The following is an 18,660-nucleotide window of genomic DNA, read 5'->3' as shown; positions in this document are numbered from 1 at the left end:
TGTCGACCGATGCGGGAAATCGTCGTAGCGTCGATGAGGTGACTGTGCCAACAGAGCTGCCCGCCACCGCGGGCGCGTTGCGGGCGGCCGGGTACGCGCCGCGGAGTGTGAAAGCCGAGATCCGGGAGAATCTGCTGGCCCGGCTGGGCTCGGGAGGCGACCCGTGGCCCGGAATCGTCGGCTTCGAGCGGACCGTGCTGCCGCAGTTGGAGCGCGCGCTGCTGGCGGGTCACGATGTGGTGCTGCTGGGCGAGCGGGGACAGGGCAAGACCCGGCTGCTGCGGACCGTTGTCGAACTGCTCGACGAATGGACCCCGGTGATCGAAGGCGCCGAACTGGGTGAGCATCCGCTGGAACCGATCAGCCCGCAGGGCCGGCGGCTGGCCGCCGAACTCGGTGACGACCTACCCGTCACCTGGCGGCACCGCAGCGAGCGCTACGCCGAAAAGCTCGCGACCCCCGACACCTCGGTGGGCGACCTGATCGGCGATGTCGATCCGGTGAAGGTCGCCGAGGGCCGGAGCCTCGGCGATCCGGAGACCATCCACTTCGGCCTGGTGCCGCGCGCGCACCGGGGCATCGTGGCCGTCAACGAACTGCCCGACCTCGCCGAGCGTATCCAGGTCGCGCTGCTGAACGTCATGGAGGAGCGCGATATCCAGGTGCGCGGCTATACGCTGCGGCTACCGCTGGATGTGCTGCTGGTGGCGACGGCCAACCCCGAGGATTACACCAACCGCGGCCGGATCATCACCCCGCTGAAGGACCGTTTCGGCGCCGAGATCCGGACGCACTATCCGCTGACCGTCGAGGCGGAGATAGCGCTGGTGCAGCAGGAAGCCGAACTGGTCGCCGAGGTGGGTGACCCGCTGATCGAGGTGCTGGCCCGGTTCGTCCGGCGGCTGCGCGAATCCCCGGCCATCGATCAGCGCTCCGGCGTCTCGGCCCGGTTCGCGGTGGCGGCCGCGGAGACCGTGGCCGCGGCGGCGCTGCGCCGGTCCGCGCTGACCGGGGAGAATCCCGCGGTGGCCCGGCCGGTCGATCTGGAATCGGTACCGGCCGTACTGCGCGGGAAACTCGAGTTCGAATCCGGTGAGGAGGGCCGCGAACAGGAACACCTCACCCATATGCTGCGGCGGGCCTTCGCCGATACCGCGCGGGAGCGGCTCGGCGGATTGGATCTACGGCCGCTGGCCGACGCGGTGGACGAGGGTCATCTGGTGACCACGGGCGAGCGGGTGCCCGGCACCCAGGTGCTGTCCGCGCTACCGGAACTCCCGGTGCTGCACGAGGTGGCGCTGCGGCTCGATGTCGCGGCGGGCGATCCACCGCAGCGGATTGCCGCGGCCGTCGAATTCGCCTTGGAGTCGCTGTATCTGGCACGCCAGGTGGCCAAGGACTCCGACGACGAGGGCAGCGCGGTGTACGGCCGATGACCCCGGCACCCGGATTCGAAGAGGTGCGATGACAGCGGCGGACCGATACTCCTACGGGCCCTACCACGAAGGGCCCGATCCGCTCGCGCCTCCGCTCGATCTGCGCGCGGCACTGTCGGAGATCGGGCGCGAGGTGATGGAGGGTTCCTCGCCGCGTTCGGCACTCGAGGAACTGCTGCGGCGGGGGACCTCCGGCATGCCCGGACTCGAAGAGCTGACGCGCCGGCTGTGGGAGCGGCGGTCGGAGATCTCACGGTCCCACCGCCTGGACGGCACCCTGCAGCAGGTGCGGGAACTGCTGGACCGGGCCCTGGAGGCCGAACGGCGTGCGCTGTTCCCCGATCCCTCCGACGACGCGCGGTTCGCCGAAATGCAATTGGACGCACTCCCGTCGAGCACCGCGAAAGCGGTGAACGAACTGAGCGAGTACTCCTGGCGTTCGGAAACCGGCCGGGAGAACTATCAGAAGATCCGTGATCTGCTCGGCGAGGAACTGCTGGAATCCCGCTTCCAAGGGATGAAACAGGCGCTGCAGGACGCGACGCCACAGGATGTGGAGCGGGTCCGGCAGATGATGTCGGACCTCAACGAGCTGCTGGCGGCCCACGCCCGCGGCGAGGACACCGCCGGGCGGTTCGCCGAGTTCATGGACCGGCACGGTGAGTTCTTCCCGGAGAATCCGCGTGATACCGAAGAACTGATCGACGCGCTGGCCGCGCGGGCCGCGGCGGCGCAGCGGATGATGAATTCGATGTCGGCTCAGCAGCGGGCGGAACTGAACGAGCTGATCGGGCAGGCATTCGGGGATCCGCGAATAGCGCAGCAGATCGCCGCTCTGGACGCGAATCTGCGCGCGCTACGGCCCGGCCAGGACTGGGAGTCGGCGCGGCGGTTCCGCGGCCAGGACCCGTTGGGCATGGGTGAGGCCGTGGCGGCCATGCAGGATCTGGGGGAACTCGACGAACTCGCCGCGCAACTCGCCCAGTCCTATCCCGGGGCGCGGCTGGAGGATATCGACCTGGAGATGCTGGAGCGTCAGCTCGGCGCCGACGCGCGGGTGGACGCCGCCCGGCTGGCCGAACTGGAACGGGAACTGCGCCGCCAGGGCCTGTTCGAGCGGGCGCCGGACGGCACACTGCGGCTGACCCCGAAGGCGCTGCGGCGGCTCGGGGATGTCGCGCTCCGGGATATCGTCGGTAAGTTGCGTAGCCGCAAGGGGCAGCGGGAAACCGCGCTCGCCGGGGCGGCCGGGGAGCCGACCGGGGCGAGCCGGCCGTGGCAGTTCGGCGATACCGAGCCGTGGGATGTGTCGCGGACGGTGCGCAACGCGGTGCTGCGCTCGGCTTCCACCGGCAGCCGGACGGTGTCGCTGGATGTGGCGGATGTGGAGATCGCCGAGACCGAACAGCGCTCCCGGGCGGCTGTCGCGCTGTGTGTCGACACCTCGTGGTCGATGGTGCAGGACGGGCGCTGGGTGCCGATGAAGCGTACGGCGCTGGCCCTGCAGCACCTGATCAGCACCCGGTTCCGGTCCGACGCCCTGGAACTGATCACCTTCGGCCGCCACGCCGGCACCGTGGACATCGCGGAACTGACCGGGCTGGAACCGGTCTGGGAGCAGGGCACGAATCTGCACCACGCACTGCTGCTGGCCGGCCGGCACCTGCGCCGGCATCCCGACGCGGTGCCGGTGGTGCTGGTGGTGACCGACGGGGAGCCGACCGCGCATCTGGAGCCGGACGGCACCTCCTACTTCAATTGGCCGCCGGACCGCCGCACCCTGGCCGTCACCATGACCCAGGTGGATTCGCTGGCCCGGCTGGGTGCCTCGATCTCGGTGTTCATGCTGGGCGAGGAACCGCGGCTGGCCGCGTTCGTGGACCTGGTGGCCCGCCGCAGCGGCGGCCGGGTGGTGGCACCGGATCTGGACGGGCTCGGCGCCGCGGTGGTCAGCGATTATCTGCGGGGCCGGCGCTGAGCGCCGGGTGCCGGAGCGGAAGTGAGGGGTAGGTATGCGGCTGGACCGCGACCGGGCGCGGGCCCGTTTCGCCGAGGCCCGAGTCGCCCGGCTCGCGACCGTGACCGCCGCGGGGGCACCGCATCTCGTCCCGATCGTGTTCGCGGTGGCCGGTGACACCGTCTACACCGCGGTCGACGCGAAACCGAAATCGACCACCGCTCTGCGCCGGCTGGCCAATATCGAAGCCCATCCGGATATCGCGGTCCTGGCCGATTTCTACGACGAGGACTGGACCCGCCTGTGGTGGGTGCGCGCCGACGGGCGGGCGCGCATCGCGACCGGTGAGGAGGCGCGGCAGGGCCTGGCGCACCTCACCGCGCGCTACCCCGTCTATGTGACGGAGCCGCCGCCCGGGCCGGTCCTCGCACTCGATATCGCGTGCTGGTCGGGCTGGGCGGCGGGCTGATCACGTGCGGTGGGTCAGGAACCGGCGCCGCCCATGGCGAACCGCAGCAGCGCCTGCTTGTCGCCCTGCTTGATCTTGCCTTTGCGGTTGAGCACTTCGAGCTGCCAGACGTCGCCGTTGCGGAAGGCGCGGGCCACGGCATTGGCATTGTCGTTGCCCAGCAGCGACGGCCAGATATCGGCGACCTGCTGGCTGCTGCCGCCGGTGGCGTCGTAGACCTTGAACGAGATATTGTTCGCCTTCTCGAAGGAGCTGCCCTTCTTGAAGGCCGCCGCGACGAAGACGATGGCGTCGATACCACCGGGGACCTCGGCGAAGGTGACGTGCACGGTTTCGTCGTCACCGGCGGCCGCGCCGGTCTGTTCGTCGCCGGAGTGCAGGACCGAGCCGTTGCCCAGCGGGTCCAGCGAATCCAGTCCGGCGAAGCGGACGGGTTCGCTGCCCTGCATGAGGATGGCGATCAGGTCCAGGTCGACACCCTTCTTGCGGCGCGCCCAGCCGAGCGCGCCACCGCTGGCGCCCGCGGAGGGATCCCAGCTGACACCGACACTCAGCTTGGCGATCCCCGCGAGATCCGCTGCGCCGTCTTCCTTTTTGAGCGTGATCATGGCTCAACGGTACCGGCTGCCGGGTAACACCGGGTGACCACCGGGTTCTCGCTCAGTGGACCGTGGAACCGGTGGTCCGATGGGGACGCGGCCAGGGGTGGCGGGCCAGCCGTTCGACCCCTTCGTTGAATCGCTCCAGGAGGCGGACCAATTGCTCGACCTCGTCGTCGGGCCAATCGGTGAGCACGGAGCCGACACCGCGGCGTTGCAGGGCCAGATCGGCTTCGAAGAGCCGCAGCCCTTTTTCGCTGGGCCGTACCTTGCGGGCGACGCCGCCGTCGGGGTCGGGGACTCGCTCCACCAGGTCCTGGTCGAGCATGGCGGCCACCTGGCGGTTCACCGTGGACACGTCGAGACCGAACGCCTCGGCCAGTTCGCGCAGGGACAACGGATCGCCCAGGCGCAGTCTGGTGAGGATCAGGTACGCGGATCTGTCCAGCTGGAACGGCGAATTCCGGCGGGCGGCCGGATACTGCCGGGACAGCAGGTTCAGTTCCAGGACGAGCCGCGCCAGCACGGCGGGGTCCCGGCGTTCCGCCGCGGAGGCGGCGAGCGGTGCAACCGAATCGGACATTCGGACACTATGTCGTCTGTTTCGCCCGAATACAAAATTGTGCACGATACACAGGCTATGTAACGTACATATGCGTGACCGCCGTAGCCGACGACCCCTCCAGATCCGGCGAACGCGATCGGCCCCACACCTCACCGACAATCCTGGTAGCCACTCTGAGCACCATCGGCATCGTCGTCTCGCTCATGCAGACGCTGGTCGTTCCCCTCATCCCGAGCCTGCCCACCCTCCTGGACACCACCGCCACCAACGCCTCCTGGGTGATCACGGTGACCCTGCTGGCCTCCGCGGTCTGCACTCCGATCAGCGGCCGGCTCGGCGATATGTTCGGCAAACGCCGCATCCTGCTCATCGATCTGACGGCCATGGTCATCGGCTCGGTCCTCTGTGCGATGTCCTCGTCGCTGCCGCTCTCGGTCGCCGGGCGCGCGCTACAGGGAGTGGCGATCGGCGCCATCCCGTTGGGTATCAGCATCCTGCGCGACGAACTGCCCCCGGAGTGGGTCGGTTCGGCGATGGCCGTGATGAGTTCCACGCTCGGCGTGGGTAGCGCGATCGGGTTGCCGGTCGCCGCGCTGATTGCCGAGAACGCGGACTGGCACGTCCTGTTCTGGGCGGCCGCGGCGATGGGCGCGGCCGGTGCCCTGCTGATCTTCCGGTTCGTCCCGGAATCACCGGTGCGCACCCCGGCGCCGTTCGATTTCGGTGGCGCCGCGGGCCTGGCGACCGCACTGCTCGCCCTGCTCCTCGCGATCACCCAGGGCGCGCAATGGGGTTGGACCAGCGCCTCCATCCTCACCCTGTTCGCCGTCGCCATCCTGGTGTTCCTCGGCTGGGGCCGGTACGAACTCGTGCGCCGGAATCCGCTGGTAGATCTGCGGGTCTCGGCGCGGCCGCGGGTGCTGTTCACCAATATCGCCTCGATCGCGGTGGGTTTCGCGCTCTACGGTATGTCGCTGAGCTTCCCCCAATTGCTGATGGCTCCCGCGGAAACCGGCTACGGCCTGGGGATGTCGATGGTGGCCGCCGGGCTCGCCCTGGCGCCCAGCGGTTGTGTGATGATGCTGCTCTCCCCGGTGTCCGCCCGGATCTCGGCGCGCTTCGGTCCCGCATTGACCCTCGGGGTGGGCGCGGCGGTGATCGGGCTCGGCTACCTGTGCGCGGCGGCCATGATGGACACCGTCTGGCAGATCATGTTCGCTTCGATACTGGTGGCCGGGGGAGTCGGCCTCGCCTACGCCGCGATGCCCGCGCTGATCATGGGCGCGGTGCCGATCACCGAAACGGCCGCGGCCAACGGGCTCAACGCGCTCATGCGTTCGGTCGGCACCTCCACGTCGGCGGCGGTGATGAGCGCGGTACTGGCCAATATGACCATCACCCTGGGTACCCGGCAGCTGCCGTCCCGGGACGCCTTCCAGACCGCCTTCCTCATCTCGGTCACCGCCGCCGGTGTCGCCATCGCACTCACCGCCCTCATCCCCCTGCGCGCACCGGCGACCGACGCGCACTGATCCTCCTGCCGGAAATCCGCTCGGCAGCGTCGGTACGAACGGGCATGCTGGACGGCACCGGTGGACAACCCGGGAGAAGAACGTGCGAAAACGGGGTGTGGGAATGGTCGGATATCCGGAACCGGCGCGTGCGCGTGGAAAGCCGATGCGCGGCACGGCGGTCCTCTTGCTGGCCGCGGCGCTGCTGCTCGGCGGCTGTTCTTTTTTCTCCGGCGCCTCCGAAGGACTCGTCGGTGAACGCCTGACCTCCTTCCCGGCCATCGACCGGGCCGCCCTGACCCCGGCACAGGCCCGGGTCGTCGACGCCGCCGCGGCCGAATTCGCCGACCCCCGGGACGGAGCCGGCTACTCGGAGGGCAACACCGAACCGTGGTGCGCCAATTTCGTGAGCTGGGTGATGCGCGCCGCCGGGCTGCCCCTGGCCAACCCGAACTCGGGATCGTGGCGGATCCCCGGCGTCTACACCTTGCAGGAGTACTACGAGAGTTCCGGCCGCTTCGCCGCCGTGGATACCGGGTACCGGCCGGTCACCGGCGATGTGATCCTCTACGGCCCGGACAGCAGATTCGGCCAGCACACCAATATCGTGCTGGCCGCCGCCGACGGCACGCTCACCACGATCGGCGGCAACGAGGACGATGCCGTCGGCATCGAACGCTGGGACCCGGCCCGGGTATCCGATATCCACATCGTCGGTTACGGGCGACTGGCGCCCGGATGGTGACGGGCCTGCCGGATCGATACCTTCGTCGCGTAGCGTGACCCACATCCGGTGGAGGTAGAGGTGTCGGAACGACTCATGGAACCGATCGAGGTAGGCGACCCGGGGTGGATCGACTACGCCGAGTTCGGCAGGCGGTTCGTCACCCACGCGGTGACCGAGCGGCGGATCGAGAAGGCGGTCGCCGGTATCACCGGACGCGGGCTCACCATCGGCCCGGTCAATCTGGCGCCCGCCGGGCTCGCCGGGTTCCTCGCCGAGGGCCGCATCGACACTCCCGTGGTGGTGCGCCGCGGCACCGATGTCGCGTTCGACGTCCGGATACCGGTATCCCTGCGGGTCAAGATCCTGCTCGGCGGCAAACCGCTGCGGTCGGAGACGGTGGTGTCGATCGGCCTCACCTTCCACGCCCGCACGGCCGACCCGCTGCTGATCGTGATCGATATCCCGCGGGTCGAACCCGGGGACGTGAGTGTGCTGCTGCGTCTGTCCGCCGCCGACTCGGTGGCCGAATGGCTGCTCGACCCGATCGCCGGGCTGCTGCAACGCGAGGTCGCCAATCGGGTGAACGGAATGCTGCGGGACCCGGGCGTGATGCGCAGCCGGATCTACGATATCGAGGCCATCGTCGCCCGCGAACGCTCTCCGCACCGGACCCGCACCCGGTTCGAGTGGATCGACTACGCCGAATTCGGGCGGCGTTTCTTCCCGCGAATCGTCACCCGGGACCGGCTCGAACAATTCGTGAACCATCTCGCCGACCGGCAGATCGAGATCGGCCCCCTGCGCACCGGCCCCCGGTCGGCGGCCGAGGTCACCGTGCGCGGCGAGGTCGGCCGCCCCGCACTGACCGACCGGCTGCCCGAGACCGACACGGCCGACGACCGTCCGGCGCTGGTCCGCTTCGACCTCGTCGTCCCGGTCACCCTCGACATCACGGTCAGTGTGCTCAAGGACAACCGCTACCGCGCGGAGGTGCAGATCCCGCTGCTGCTCACCGCGCACGCCGCCGACCCGCTGCTCATCGTGGTGGAGGTGGACCCACCGGAACGGGAGAACGTACGGCTCGAATACGCGGCCCAGGGTATGCGCGCCGCCGCACTCGGTGTCCTGGCGGGCATCAAGAAACAGATCGTCGCGCAGGTGGTCCGGGTGGTCCGCACCGAACTCGCCGACCCGGCCATGCGAACCCTGGATGTCGGGGAACGCATCGACCGGCTGTTGTAATTTGCGCGCCTTCGGCGCGCGGGGTCGAGGCCCCCTTGGTCTCGCCGTTTCGGCCTCGAGACTTGCGCTTCGCGCGGCGCTTTCGAGGCCGAAACGACGAGACGGGCCTCAACCCTTGGAGGTGTCTCGTAAAACTCGACACATGGGGGTTGCGTCGTCGATCGACCTCCGCTCGGTCTCACGGCGCGGTCCGCCTGGATGCGAAGCCCATCCGAACGCGTGCCCCCGCCCCGGTCTGTCGATCTCCGGCAATATCCGGCCCGCGGCGACGCGTGCAGTCGTCGGTTGTGGCGGTCGTGGTGCGGATGTGGTGGAATTACCCACGTTCGAGGCTCCCGGCGCGCGCAGTGCTGATGGGGAAGGTGCGCCGGGCACGCCGTTGCTGTTCACCCGGGTGTGCGAAGGAGTCTCGATGGTTTCTGCACTGACTCGCCGGGCGCTGCTCGGATACACGGCCGCCGCCGTCGCCGCGGGCGCGGTGGGGCCGGCCCTCGGAACTCCGTGCGCCGGTGCGGCTTCGCTCGGCACCCTGCTCGATTACGCGGGAGGTGTGCCGGCCGCGGCGGCCATCAGGGCCGCCGGGCATACCGGGGTCATCCGTTACGTATCCGACCGCCGGCCGGGCGCCGAATGGATGGCCGGAAAACCGCTGCTGGCCGGGGAAGTCGAGGATCTGCGGGCGGCCGGGCTGACCATCGTGTCCTGCTACCAGTTCGGCAAGGGGCCCACCGCCGACTGGCGGGGCGGATACGACGCGGGCCGTCGGCACGCCGAGCGCGGGCTGGCGCTGCACCGAGCCGCCGGTGGACCGGAGAACCGGCCGATCTACGCCTCCATCGACGACAACCCGAACCCGGTGGAATTCGCCACCATGATCCTGCCCTACCTGCTCGGCTGGCAGGCCGTGCTCGGCCGGGAGAACACCGGTGTCTACGCCAACGCCCCCACCATCGACCTGGCCCGGACGGCCGGCGTGGGCGCGTGGTTCTGGCAGCACGATTGGGGAACAGCGCCGGGGTACGTGCATCCGGCCGCGCATCTGCACCAATTCGAGATCGACGACCGTACGGTCGACGGGGTGGGCGTGGATGTGAACGATATCCTCGCCGCGGAGTACGGAGCCTGGTGACCACCGCCCTCCGGCGGACCGGTCAGCGCGCCGGGACTCTCGTCCGGTTGGCGGCCACGTACATGTAGATCAGCGGCGCCACCGCCCCGCAGACGAACAGCACCAGCGTCGGCAGATCGCTGCGCAGCGGGACATCGCCGCCGGGGCCGCGGCTCGCCGCGACCAGGAAGGCCGCCAGCCAGGCACCGACCGGCAGGAACAGCACGGTCAGCCGGGTGGTCACGGTGGCGGCCGCCCAGACCAGGGCCACATTCACCGGCGCGGCGATCAGCGCGGCCACCGGTACGGCGACGCTACCGAAATAGAAGGGCAGATAGAGCACCTCCAGCGCCAATGTGATCACCGCGTCCACGATCAGGACCACGATCAGCGCCGGGCCGAGTGCCGCGGTCGCCAGTGCGGCCCAGCGGGCGCGGGAATCGGCGCCGGCCCGCTGGTTCACGGCGGCGGTCATCCGCGCGACCGCGCCGTCGAACACCGTCGCGTGGTCGCTGTGGGGCCGGTCCCGCTCTCCCATTCCGAGTGCTGCATGGTGACGAGTCTATTGGTGCGCCGGCACCGCTCGGCTTACGCCGAACCGGCGAAGAGGTCGTCTTCCCGGCCGTCCGGACCACTCGCCCAGGCACGACCGCGGACCAGTATGTAGTGCTCCTCCGGCAGGACCGGCTGGGCGATCATATTCGTCAAGGCGAACTCCCGGCCCGACGGCGAGACCGACAGCTGGGTGGCGTGGGCGCGCAGCGCGGCGCGTTTCCTGGGCAGCGATTCGGTGACGTCGATCGCCGTGGTCACCGAATTACCCGGCACGCACGCCAACTCGTCCTCGGCGGGCAGCCGCCAGCCGGGAGGTAGCGCGCCGGGCAGGCCGTCCACCGTGCGGCGGGCCAGCGCCCGCAGATGGTCGCGCAGGATATCGGCGTCGGTAACGGTCCAGTAGAACTTGGGCGTGTCCCAGCCCTGCCCGGCCGCGGCCTCGACGGCTTCGGTGGTCACCTGATGGGCACGGATATGGTCCGGATGCCCGTAGCCGCCGCGCGGATCGTAGGTCACCACCACGCGGGGGCGCAGGTCGAGGATCACCTCGGTGAGGGCCCGGACCGCCGCCGCGCCCGATCCGACGAAAGCCCGCGGATGCCGCGCCGACGGAGTTCCCGCCATACCGGAGTCGCGCCAACGGCCGGCGCCGCCCAGGAAACACGGCGGTCCGGCGCCGAGTTCGGCCAGGGCCCGGGTGAGTTCACCGATCCGGTAACCGCCGAGTTGATCGGCGCGGTCGGCGGTCAGGCCGGCCCAGCGGTCGCCGATCACCTCGCCCTCTTCGCCGAGGGTGCAGGTCACCACCGTCACCGGGACACCGAGCCGCCGATAGTGGGCGATCGTGCCTCCCGTGGTGATGGTTTCGTCGTCCGGGTGGGCGTGGACGAGCAGCAATCCGCCCGTACGTTCGTCGCCGGAGCCGGTCACGGGACGCGCCGCCACATTGCCGCGTCGCCGAAGATCCCGGCCTGGATGGCGCCGCTGAGCGACGCCCCGTCGACTGAGGGCCCGGCCGCGGCCACCACGTTGTCCTGCACGATCGGCAGCACTGTGGACGCGCCCCACAGCCGGGGTTCGGCCTCACCCAGCGTGCGCGGTACCTCGACGCCGTGCAGCGCCCCGTCGATCGACGGCTGGAACTGCGGATCGCAGATACCGGACAGATTGCTCGGCGCCCGGCGGGCCGCTTCCACGGCGGCCGGAACCTCGGTCGGCTCGCCGTCGGTGGTGGGAGTGGTGGGCGGACAACCGTAGCGGGAGGCCAGCGCGGTAGCGGGGTCACCGCCGGTCGCCTCCCAGCCCACCACCGCGTCGACGGAATTCTCCACCAGGCCCTTGCCGTACAGTTCGTCGGCCGCCAGATTGAGCACCGACGCGTCGATCCCGGCGCTGCGCAACTGGTCGGCCGCCGTATTGGCCACCGCCAGCGCGGTATCGTCGCCGGTCACCGCGCCGATCCGGAGGACAAGCGGTTCGCCGTTGCGGGCCAGCGAGCGGGGCCGCGGGGCCGGTGAGGTCGCCGAGACCGGCGGTGGTTCCGGGGCGCGGCCGAACCCGGCCTCGGCCAGCAGGCCGAACGCCTGATCGGGGTTGAGGCGCGGCGGTTCGGTCGGCGTGTAGCCGGGATCGGAGGGAGAGAGCACCTGGGCGCGGACCGGTTCCACCCAGTTACCGGTCTGCGCGCCGACCGTGGCAAGCAGCGCGGGATCGAGCAGTGCGAGCACCGCGGTCCGGACCCGGTGATCGCCGAGCACCCCCTCACGTCCGTTGAGGGTGAGACGAAGCTGCCGGGACTGCGGCATGATCGCGGTGCGCACCGAGGGGATCGCGGCCAGCTGGGCCTGGGTGGCGACCCCGCCGTGCACCAGCGCCATCTGGGTGTCGCCGGTGCGCAGTGAATCCGCCAGCTGAGCGGGTGTGCCGCCGCGGCGCAGCAGGATCTGGTCGGGCCGGGCCGGGGTGCCCCAGTAGCGGTCGTTGCGTTCCAGCAGGATCTCGTCCCGGCCGGGATCGGCGGATTCGATGGTGAAGTTCCCGCCCGAGACCGGTATCTGCTCGACCAGTGTCCGCTGGAAGCCGCCCGGCGAATCCTTCATCAGATGCGAGGGCAACAGATTCGCGAACAATTGCGGCCAGGCCGGATACGGCTTGTCGAACACCACGGACACCGCCTTACCGCCGCCCGAGGAACGGACCTCGGTGATGAGGCGGTATCCGGCCGGGTCGATCACACCCGGCTGCGTGATCATCTGCTGCCACAGGTAGTGGAAGTCCTCGGCCGCGATGGGCGCCCCGTCCGACCAGTTGGCCTGATCCTTCAGCTTGTAGGTGACGGTGAACGGGGCCTCGGCGGTCACCGTCGCCGAATCGACCAGCGCCGTATCCGGGACCCACAGCGTGCCGCCGGGCAGGGCCGGATCGGGTGTGGGCCGGAACGGGCTCGGCAGCACCATGGCCGCCACCGCGGCGGTCGCCGGGGACTGGTTCGACCGCAGATGCGGGTTGAAACCGATCCCGATGTCGTCGATGGCGACCACCACCGTGTTCTTGGTCGGCTGCGCCGGTTCGGTCTTCGGGCTGTCCGTACTGGCGATGGGCGGCGGCGGGTCGGCCGTGCATCCGGCCAGCACCGGAACGAGCACCGCCACGAGTACCAGCAGCCCGCGCCACACCGCGCGCCTCCCCGAAATCACGTTCGGCACTCTACCCAAACCCGCGCTGCCCCGTCCGGGGGGCGAAACCGCTTACAGCGCGGCCCGGTCGCGCGCCTTGCGACGCGACAGCTCCCGAGCCCGCTCGTTGGCGGCCAGGGTGACCTTGCGCACGCGCACGACCTCCGGGGTCACCTCGACGCATTCGTCGGCGGCGCAGAACTCCATGGCCATCTCCAGATCGAGCTGCAGCGGCTTGGCCAGCGTCTCCATCACATCGGCGGTGGAGGAGCGCATATTGGTGAGCTTCTTCTCCTTGGTCACATTGATATCGAGATCCTCGGCACGCGGATTGATCCCGACGACCATGCCCTCGTAGGTCTCCGCGCCCGGCTCGACGAAGAACTGCCCGCGGTCGGCGAGCTGGATCATGGCGAAGGGGGTCACGGATCCGGAGCGGTCCGACACCAGCGAACCGGTATGCCGGGCCCGGATCTCACCGGCCCACGGCGCGTACCCGTGCGAGACGGCGTTGGCGATACCGGTGCCGCGGGTCTCGGTCAGGAAATCGGTACGGAAACCGATCAGACCGCGCGAGGGCACGATGAACTCCATCCGCACCCACCCCGCGGCGTGGTTGTTCATCTGCACCATCTTGCCCTTGCGGGCGGCCAGCAGCTGGGTGATGGCGCCCAGGTACTCGTCCGGGCAGTCGATGGTGAGCTCTTCATAGGGCTCGTGCACCTTGCCGTCGACCTGCCGGGTCACCACCTGCGGCTTGCCCACGGTCAATTCGAAACCCTCGCGTCGCATCTGCTCGACCAGGATCGCCAGGGCGAGCTCACCGCGGCCCTGCACCTCCCAGGCATCGGGGCGGCCGATATCGAGAACCCGCAGTGAGACATTGCCCACCAGTTCCTGATCGAGCCGCGATTTCACCATGCGGGCGGTGAGCTTGTGGCCTTGGACCCGGCCGACCAGCGGTGAGGTGTTGGTACCGATCACCACCGAGATGGCCGGTTCGTCCACCGTGATACGGGGCAGCGCGACGGGCTCGTCCGGGTCGGCGAGGGTGTCGCCGATCATGATGTCGGGGATACCGGCGACGGCCACGATATCGCCGGCCACCGCGACCTCACCCGGTTGCCGTTCGACGCCGATCGTCTGCAGCAGTTCGGTGATCTTGACGTTCTTCACGCCGTCGGCGTGCATCCACGCCACGTTCTGGCCCTTGCGCAGCTCACCGTTGTGGATACGCACCAGCGCGAGCCGGCCCAGGAAGGCCGAGGCGTCGAGGTTGGTGACGTGGGCCTGCAGCGGCGCGGACGGGTCGCCCTTGGGGGCGGGGATGTTCTCCAGCAGGACATCGAACAGCGCGTCCAGGTTCTCCGCGTTCGGGACCTCGCCGTTCTGCGGCTGCTCCTTGGACGCCTTGCCCGCGCGGCCGGAGGCGTAGAGCACCGGCAGGTCGAGGGCGAGTTCGGCCGCTTCGGCGGCGTCGTCGTCCAGGTCGGAGGCCAGGTCCAGCAGCAGATCGTGGCTCTCCTCGACCACCTCGGCGATCCGCGCGTCGGGCCGGTCGGTCTTGTTGACCACGAGGATCACCGGCAGGCAGGCGGCCAGCGCCTTGCGCAGCACGAACCGGGTCTGCGGGAGCGGGCCCTCGGAGGCGTCCACCAGCAGCACCACACCGTCGACCATGGACAGGCCACGCTCCACCTCGCCACCGAAGTCGGCGTGACCCGGGGTGTCGATGACATTGATGACGGTGACGCTGCCGTCCGGATGGTGCCGGTGCACGGCGGTGTTCTTGGCGAGAATGGTGATGCCCTTCTCGCGTTCCAGATCGCCGGAGTCCATCACCCGGTCGACCGGTTCGGCCCGTTCGGCGAAGGCGCCGGACTGCCGCAGCATGGCGTCGACGAGCGTCGTCTTACCGTGGTCGACGTGCGCCACGATGGCGACGTTGCGAAAATCGCGTGCAGACGACACGCCGGTTCCTCCTGCTGTTAACTGTTGCTTGCGGCCGGACCCCGCCACAGGGAGATTCGAACTCACCGGGCATCTGGGCCGGTTACACCCTACCGGGAACCCGGTGGCCTACTGGCGCCGCCCAGAGGTAAGGGTATGCTAACCCGCATGGGCAAGGTCAAGGCGAGCGAGGTTTCGAGCCTCAAGCCGAAGAAGAAGTGCTGTCGTAAGAAGACGCGCTGCGTGAAATGCCCTGTGGTCATTATGCGGATGAAACGCCTGGAGGCCGCGGGCGCCTCCGGTAAGGAACTGAAGAAGGGCCTCAAGAAGGCTCGTGCCGCCTGAGGCGCTCCCCACCTCCGCATTCGCCCCGGCGTCCGCCGCGAGGGCGGCACGCCCCCTCGGAACATGGACTGCGGTCCCGGCGGGGTGCGGACGAGTTCGGCCGGTATCCGGCGATTCGGCTGTTGTACGCGGGGCGGGTGGGGTATCACGCCGATATGACCACAGCACTGCTCTCCGAATCCGAGATCGCCGAGGCCCTGGAAAGCCTGCCGAAGTGGAGCCGGGCCGGCGACGCGCTGACCCGTACGATCGAGGCCGCCACATTTCCCGCCGGAATCGAACTCGTACGGCAGGTGGCCGATATCGCCGAATCGGCGAATCACCATCCCGATATCGATATCCGGTGGCGCAAGGTCACCTTCACCCTGTCCACACACTCCGCGGGCGGGCTCACGGCACAGGACGTGGCGCTGGCCCGGGAGATAGATCGGCTGGCGCCGTAGCGGTCCGGGAGGTGGTGCGACCCGCCCAGGCGATCCAGCCGTAGCAGACCAGCGCACCGAGTACGTACACCGTGCCGAGCCAGGACCACACCCCCCAGCGGGAGATGGTCCAGATCGAGTCCTGCAGGAACGACAGCACCCACGGCGCCCCGATGAGCGTCGTCACCAGCCAGTATCCGGCCAGTATCCGCGCGCCGGGCACCGCCCGGTAGGGGCCGTACAGCAGCCACAGGACGGCCGGCAGCAGCCAGCCCCAGTGGTGCGACCAGGAGATCGGCGAGACCAGCAACCCGAACAACTGCACGATCAGCACGGTGCCCAGCAGATCGTCGAGGTGCAGGGCACGCCACGCGAACCACCCGAGCGCCGCCGCCACCGCGACCCCCGCGATCCACCACGGCCCGGTACCCACATCGGTGCCCAGCAGCCGGCTCAGCGCGCCGCGCAGCGACTGGTTCCACACCGAGCCCACCGGCCCGATCCGGTCGGCGTCACCGAGCAGGGTGCCGAAATAGCGCCGCGTCTCCTCGGGATTGATCAGAAAACTCGCCGCCACGGTCAGGCCGAACACGACAGCCGACCAGACGGCGGCGGCCCAGCGGCGCCGCGCCACGAAATAGAGGCCGCTGATCGCCGGGGTCAGTTTGATTCCCGCGACCGCGCCCACCAGTGTTCCCGACAGCCACCACCGCGAGCTGCGGATCGCGACCATCACGCCGAGCATCAGGAAGACATTGACCTGCCCGTAGTCGATGGTGGTGCGTACCGGCTCGAACCACAGGCCCACCGCCGTCCACGCCACCATGGCGGTGCGCCATCGCGCTTCGCGCAGGGCTTCCCGGCCCAGCATCAGTTCGAACGCGATCCGCACCACCCAGTACAGCGCGGCGACGATGGCGAACAGCCACAGCATCGCGACCACGGTGAACGGCAGGAAGTGCAGCGGGAAGAACACCACCGCGGCGAACGGCGGATACGTGAAGGGCAGCGGAAAATCCGGCGTCTTCTCGGCGTAGGTGAAATCGTAGAGATGGTCGGTGAGCAGGGCCGCCGAGCCGTCGACATAGACGTGCAGGTCGACCAGGTTCATCCCGTTCGGGGTCAGCAGCATCCACAGCAGCCGCGCCAGTACGGTGATTCCGAGCGCCGCCAGGGCCAGGCGAAACGGTACGAACCCCCGAATGTCGGTCCGGGCGCCGCTGGGCTGAGTCAATACACGAGCTTTCGAGTCGGTCCGGGCCGGCGGCCGGACCCGGTGCTGTTGGGCGCGTCGCCGGTTTTTCCGGCCCGGAATACATTAACCCCACCGGTTTCCGCGCGAACGTGAGCCTGGCGGGTGCTCCGGGCTCCCGGCGGCAAACACCGCGCACGGTTTCCGGTAACCATCGAGCAACTGATGAGTCACGAGTGCGCATTCGCCTCGTTTTTCACAATGGTCACTCCTGTTACAGGCTACTGTTCAGTAGCACAGCGAATTGGGGCTCGCAATCCCGACCCCGGTGCTGTACAACGCGCGCCAGTGTCCTTAGAGTGACCCCGAAACGACGGCTTTTCAGCGTCGCCCAGATGTACCCGAGGTAAGGACGGCTAGACCAGTGCTTCGCACCCGAGGATCGCGGATTGCAATGTCCGCGCTCGCCATTGCGGCGGGCGCCTCCCTCGTGGCGCCCGCGACAGCCGTCGCGGCCCCGGCCACCGAGGCGTCGGTGAGCAGCGTCCCGATGGTCCCCGAAGGGGTTCCCGTCGACGTTCTCGCCGCCCTGGCCCCGGCCATCGTCAACGCACCGGCTCCGGCGGCCAAGGAGATCGCCGCGCCGGGCAGCCCGCAGGCGGCCATTCTTTCCCAGGCCCGCGCGCTGCTGGCCACGGTGAATCTGCCCCCGCAGATCAAGTCGACGCTGGAACGGGTCATCACGTTCCTCGACGGCAGCGGCGGCGGTGGCCCCGAGATCCCGGAATCCGGGCCGGCGATCGCCCAGTTCCTCTACCCGACCATCGGTAAGGGCTGCATCGCCCCCTCCGGTGATTCGGTCGGCACCGCCCTCGCGGTGCCCGGCCCGGCGCAGCTCCCGCCGCCCGGACCGGCCGCCGGCCAGACCGGTTTCGTCTTCACCGCGCTGGGCACCGAACGCCCGACGGCGGAACAGGCGCAGCCGTTGACGGTGCAGTGGCGCAACCTCGACACCGGAGAGGCCGGCTCGCAGCCGCTGACCGACGAGGCCAAGATCAACCCCGACGGCCCGGCAACGCTCTCGGCCATCGCGAACACCGGCACCGGCCGCATCGTCGCGGTGATCGGCGGCGGACTCACCACCCAGGCCACCGAAACCGAAACCCGCAGTTGCACTTTCATGCCGACCATCGGATTCTTCACCGTCGGCTGACCATCGGCCACGCCGGCGGACGGGGCCGGGGCCTCGTGACCCCCGAGTTTTCCTCCGCCGGCCGGCTCGGATCGGGATCTCGCCGACCGTTCGGACCGGACGCGAGGTGTACGCGGACGCGGATATGCACCTCGGCCGCCCGGGCACACCCACAGCAATGTCGGCGCGCGGTGGTGGCCCGCTCTCATGGCAACTCGTGCGGGGCTGTGTGCCTTGTCGACCTGGGTAGGCTCACCGCACGGTAAGTGCTCAATGGTTTCCGATCTGTGGACGGCCGACCGCACACGCGCATGCCGCCCGGCTGTGGTAGACCAGGGTGATGGCGACTGTCGAAAGCTCGCGTAAGGCCGGCATCCGGAGCCGGCGCTCGTCACGGTCGATTCTGTCGATCCGGTCCGAGGGTTCGATCCTGTCCATCGGCTCCGCGTATTCGATTCTGTCCATCGGAAGCGTGGGATCGGTCCTGTCGATCGGTTCCCTCGGCTCCTTCGGTTCGGCGATTTCCAGCGGGTCCTTCCTGAGTCTCGGTTCCGCTCTGTCCGGACTGTCGCGTTGGTCCCTGCTGTCGTGGAAGGGTGATCACGCGACTCCGGAAACTCGTCCCGGCCTGCGCGTGGTCGCCGACGAACCCGATCTGCGGGAGTCGGCCACCCGTCACTGCCAGACCTGATGGGCACCGTATGGCGCGTCCGGA

General features: G+C 69.3%; 18 protein-coding genes. 11 read left to right on the top strand and 7 right to left on the bottom strand.

Translation table 11 applies throughout. The features are described from left to right. Positions 1–38: 38 nt before the first annotated feature. Genes ON38_RS20280 through ON38_RS20270 form a run of 3 tightly spaced genes read left to right on the top strand, consistent with a single transcriptional unit; the run spans position 39 to position 3,862 of the window. A complete protein-coding gene (locus ON38_RS20280) occupies positions 39–1,436 on the top strand; it encodes an ATP-binding protein (RefSeq protein WP_039826462.1) in 1,398 nt (465 codons plus the stop codon). A gap of 28 nt (positions 1,437–1,464) precedes the next feature. Then, positions 1,465–3,414 (top strand): vWA domain-containing protein, encoded by a 1,950-nt coding sequence (locus ON38_RS20275; protein ID WP_039826461.1) that lies wholly within the window; start codon positions 1,465–1,467, stop codon positions 3,412–3,414. Between the two features lie 34 nt (positions 3,415–3,448). Further along, positions 3,449–3,862, top strand: coding sequence for a TIGR03668 family PPOX class F420-dependent oxidoreductase (locus tag ON38_RS20270; RefSeq protein WP_174372442.1), 414 nt, complete (start codon positions 3,449–3,451; stop codon positions 3,860–3,862). A 14-nt stretch (positions 3,863–3,876) separates the two neighbouring features. On the opposite strand, the gene ON38_RS20265 is transcribed toward ON38_RS20270, so the two are convergent. Beyond that, positions 3,877–4,470 (bottom strand): TerD family protein, encoded by a 594-nt coding sequence (locus ON38_RS20265; RefSeq protein ID WP_039826460.1) that lies wholly within the window; start codon positions 4,468–4,470, stop codon positions 3,877–3,879. 52 nt (positions 4,471–4,522) lie between these two features. Continuing rightward, positions 4,523–5,044 carry a MarR family winged helix-turn-helix transcriptional regulator gene (locus tag ON38_RS20260; protein ID WP_039826459.1) on the bottom strand — a complete coding sequence of 174 codons (522 nt, stop codon included), beginning with the start codon at positions 5,042–5,044 and terminating at the stop codon, positions 4,523–4,525. A 74-nt stretch (positions 5,045–5,118) separates the two neighbouring features. Here ON38_RS20260 and ON38_RS20255 point away from each other — a divergent pair, with 74 nt between their 5' ends. From ON38_RS20255 to ON38_RS20240, 4 genes are all read left to right on the top strand, one after another. Beyond that, a complete protein-coding gene (locus ON38_RS20255) occupies positions 5,119–6,558 on the top strand; it encodes an MFS transporter (RefSeq protein WP_373281237.1) in 1,440 nt (479 codons plus the stop codon). Between the two features lie 145 nt (positions 6,559–6,703). Next, positions 6,704–7,282 carry a CHAP domain-containing protein gene (locus ON38_RS20250; protein WP_083872888.1) on the top strand — a complete coding sequence of 193 codons (579 nt, stop codon included), beginning with the start codon at positions 6,704–6,706 and terminating at the stop codon, positions 7,280–7,282. Positions 7,283–7,342: 60 nt separating this feature from the next. After that, positions 7,343–8,506, top strand: coding sequence for a hypothetical protein (locus tag ON38_RS20245; RefSeq protein ID WP_245564125.1), 1,164 nt, complete (start codon positions 7,343–7,345; stop codon positions 8,504–8,506). 412 nt (positions 8,507–8,918) lie between these two features. Beyond that, positions 8,919–9,635: a DUF1906 domain-containing protein gene (locus ON38_RS20240; RefSeq protein ID WP_039826476.1), complete on the top strand. Its 717-nt coding sequence runs from the start codon at positions 8,919–8,921 to the stop codon at positions 9,633–9,635. Positions 9,636–9,657: 22 nt separating this feature from the next. Here ON38_RS20240 and ON38_RS20235 read toward each other — a convergent pair whose 3' ends face one another. The 4 genes from ON38_RS20235 to typA are packed head-to-tail and all read right to left on the bottom strand — an operon-like array spanning position 9,658 to position 14,815. Then, positions 9,658–10,152: a hypothetical protein gene (locus ON38_RS20235; RefSeq protein WP_245564124.1), complete on the bottom strand. Its 495-nt coding sequence runs from the start codon at positions 10,150–10,152 to the stop codon at positions 9,658–9,660. A gap of 50 nt (positions 10,153–10,202) precedes the next feature. After that, a complete protein-coding gene (gene mshB, locus ON38_RS20230; RefSeq protein ID WP_039826474.1) occupies positions 10,203–11,099 on the bottom strand; it encodes an N-acetyl-1-D-myo-inositol-2-amino-2-deoxy-alpha-D-glucopyranoside deacetylase in 897 nt (298 codons plus the stop codon). Further along, positions 11,096–12,874 carry an ABC transporter family substrate-binding protein gene (locus ON38_RS20225; protein WP_083872886.1) on the bottom strand — a complete coding sequence of 593 codons (1,779 nt, stop codon included), beginning with the start codon at positions 12,872–12,874 and terminating at the stop codon, positions 11,096–11,098. Before ON38_RS20225 ends, mshB begins: the two co-directional genes overlap by 4 nt. Before the next feature lie 42 nt (positions 12,875–12,916). Further along, the gene (gene typA / locus ON38_RS20220; RefSeq protein ID WP_039826456.1) at positions 12,917–14,815 is read right to left on the bottom strand and encodes a translational GTPase TypA; all 1,899 of its coding nucleotides are present in this window, start codon (positions 14,813–14,815) and stop codon (positions 12,917–12,919) included. 147 nt (positions 14,816–14,962) lie between these two features. Between typA and ON38_RS36645 the strand changes: the two genes are divergently transcribed. Beyond that, positions 14,963–15,139, top strand: coding sequence for a hypothetical protein (locus tag ON38_RS36645; protein WP_085995458.1), 177 nt, complete (start codon positions 14,963–14,965; stop codon positions 15,137–15,139). A 155-nt stretch (positions 15,140–15,294) separates the two neighbouring features. Continuing rightward, a complete protein-coding gene (locus tag ON38_RS20210; RefSeq protein WP_039826473.1) occupies positions 15,295–15,582 on the top strand; it encodes a 4a-hydroxytetrahydrobiopterin dehydratase in 288 nt (95 codons plus the stop codon). Here the strand turns inward: ON38_RS20210 and ON38_RS20205 are convergent. Continuing rightward, the gene (locus tag ON38_RS20205) at positions 15,530–16,693 is read right to left on the bottom strand and encodes a mannosyltransferase (RefSeq protein ID WP_245564126.1); all 1,164 of its coding nucleotides are present in this window, start codon (positions 16,691–16,693) and stop codon (positions 15,530–15,532) included. The two genes, ON38_RS20210 and ON38_RS20205, sit on opposite strands and share 53 nt — an antisense overlap. Positions 16,694–17,207: 514 nt before the next feature. Between ON38_RS20205 and ON38_RS20200 the strand changes: the two genes are divergently transcribed. After that, the gene (locus ON38_RS20200; RefSeq protein WP_245564123.1) at positions 17,208–17,966 is read left to right on the top strand and encodes an Rv1157c family protein; all 759 of its coding nucleotides are present in this window, start codon (positions 17,208–17,210) and stop codon (positions 17,964–17,966) included. 319 nt (positions 17,967–18,285) lie between these two features. Continuing rightward, positions 18,286–18,636 carry a hypothetical protein gene (locus tag ON38_RS20195; RefSeq protein ID WP_039826471.1) on the top strand — a complete coding sequence of 117 codons (351 nt, stop codon included), beginning with the start codon at positions 18,286–18,288 and terminating at the stop codon, positions 18,634–18,636. The last annotated feature ends 24 nt before the right edge of the window (positions 18,637–18,660 follow it).

Origin of the sequence: Nocardia testacea NBRC 100365 (assembly GCF_000308775.1) — a bacterium.
Taxonomy (GTDB): domain Bacteria; phylum Actinomycetota; class Actinomycetes; order Mycobacteriales; family Mycobacteriaceae; genus Nocardia; species Nocardia testacea.
The sequence above is the reverse complement of the archived record's forward strand: the minus strand, read 5'-3'. Positions and strand labels throughout refer to the sequence as shown.